Source organism: Lacticaseibacillus hegangensis (assembly GCF_003946465.1).
GTDB lineage: Bacteria > Bacillota > Bacilli > Lactobacillales > Lactobacillaceae > Lacticaseibacillus > Lacticaseibacillus hegangensis.
This window is the reverse complement of sequence record NZ_RHOL01000068.1, coordinates 1-1,193: the sequence shown is the minus strand read 5'-3', so window position 1 is coordinate 1,193 and position 1,193 is coordinate 1. Positions and strand designations below refer to the sequence as shown.

The following is a 1,193-nucleotide window of genomic DNA, read 5'->3' as shown; positions in this document are numbered from 1 at the left end:
CCTCAATTGTCAAATCAAGCGCAACACTTTTTAACCGATTCTTGTTAGCGGTATAGGTCATGCCATGTTGGGGTAGTAATCACATGGTCGCAGCCAACCTAGTGAACGTCTTGGGCGGTGATTCAACGCTGACTGGACCGCCTGAATTTCCTCCAAGGTCACGCGTTTAAATGACTTGCCTTTAGGGAAGTACTCTCGCAAAAGGCCATTGGCATTCTCGTTTGATCCGCGCTCCCAAGGCGAGTATGGATGGGCAAAGTAGATCTTCGTTCCCGTCACGCTGGCTAACGATGAGAACTCTGAACCGTTGTCAAACGTGATGGAGTCGAACTCCTTGGCACCATAATCATCTATCGTTGCTTGAAGGGCGCGGCGACAGGTTTCCGCGTGATAGTCAGGTAGCTTGACGATAATCTCGGTTCGGGAGTATCGCTCCGTGAGTGTCATTAATGCTGGTTCGCTTTCAACTCGCTTTCCTTTGACCAGATCACCTTCCCAGTGACCGACTCCTAGCCGGCCGTCAACGGCCTTTGGCCGATTCTCAATCGACTCACCAAGGTTGTGCTTATTCATTCGAGCGTGGCGCAATCCCGGTCGTTTGACGCGACGCCTTAATTTGACGGGTAAGTCTAAGTTGGTAAGTGGGAGAAGACCCGCGTCAATGTACCGATAGACCGTTGGGGTTGATGGACACTTCAGGTGTGGGAAGCGCATCTGAAAGTCATGGACAAAACTATCAACGCTGTGAATGCGCGGACGCTGCTTTAACGCTTCGACCAGCTCCTTAAAGAAATAGTCACACCGCTCTAGCAATCCCTTGGCATGACTATTGACTCTGGCCTCTTCGTGCTTGCACTGAGCGGCGTCTGCAAAATACACAGGATGGATTCGGTGGTGTGAATCCATCTGATTAACGACACCTCGTTTTAACTCACGACTAATCGTGCTCTTACTGCGGTTCAGGTCTCCAGCAATTACACTTAGAGTTTTGCCCTGGGCGCACAGCACTTCAATTTTGCCTCGTTCATCGGAAGTGAGTTGGTGATAAGAGCGAGCGGTGGTACTCTGAGAGTGGGTCATGAAGATTCCTGCTTTCTTGTATGGTTTGGACGCTAACAAGAATAGGTCTTCATGACCTTTTTGTGCAAATTGGTCTGCTTTATCAGGTGTTGCACTTCGATTTTAAACCAGGG

1 protein-coding gene is annotated in these 1,193 nt (G+C 49.7%); it reads right to left on the bottom strand.

Annotated features, from left to right (window positions below):
* Positions 1–57 precede the first annotated feature (57 nt).
* Positions 58–1,080, bottom strand: coding sequence for an IS30 family transposase (locus tag EKM86_RS12235; protein WP_125572578.1), 1,023 nt, complete (start codon positions 1,078–1,080; stop codon positions 58–60).
* Positions 1,081–1,193 lie beyond the last annotated feature (113 nt).

Excerpts from the sequence above, each read along its gene's own strand:
- EKM86_RS12235 (WP_125572578.1), bottom strand. The coding sequence starts at position 1,080 with ATGACCCACTCTCAGAGTACCACCGCTCGCTCTTATCACCAACTCACT.